This is a genomic window from Gluconobacter sp. P1D12_c, from assembly GCF_018812105.1.
GTDB classification, from domain to species: domain Bacteria; phylum Pseudomonadota; class Alphaproteobacteria; order Acetobacterales; family Acetobacteraceae; genus Gluconobacter; species Gluconobacter oxydans_A.
Genome location: NZ_JACSIQ010000718.1, coordinates 1 through 390, shown reverse-complemented (window position 1 = coordinate 390; position 390 = coordinate 1). Strand labels below are relative to the sequence as shown.

Sequence of the window (390 nt, the reverse complement as noted above, 5' to 3'; positions counted from 1 at the left end):
GGGTATCTGTGGCTTTGTAGTCCGAGACCTGGCCTCCGGTAAGGACAAAGCCAAGAGGGCATCCCTGATTGTCACATCGGACATGGATCTTGCTCGTAAAGCCGCCGCGTGATCGACCAAAAGCCTCCGAATGAGCCCCCCTTTTGCGCCCGTAGCCTGTGAATGGGCACGGACTACGGTACTGTCGACCATATGCTGCCAGTTATCGGTCAGGTCGAGGTCTATCAGGGTTTGCAGCARRGCATCCCACACCCCCTGCTCAGCCCAACGCCGGAACCGGACATAGACCGAGTTCCATTTGCCGTAGCGCTCATGCATGTCCCGCCACGGACAGCCTGTGCGCAGAACATGCAGCATACCATTGAGAAACAGGCGGTTGTCTCCAGCTGG

General features: G+C 58.0%; 1 protein-coding gene. It reads right to left on the bottom strand.

All coding sequences use genetic code 11. The features are described from left to right. A partial coding sequence (locus KP705_RS21640; protein WP_374195580.1) for a transposase occupies positions 1–357 on the bottom strand: 357 nt, incomplete at its 3' end. Between the last annotated feature and the right edge of the window lie 33 nt (positions 358–390).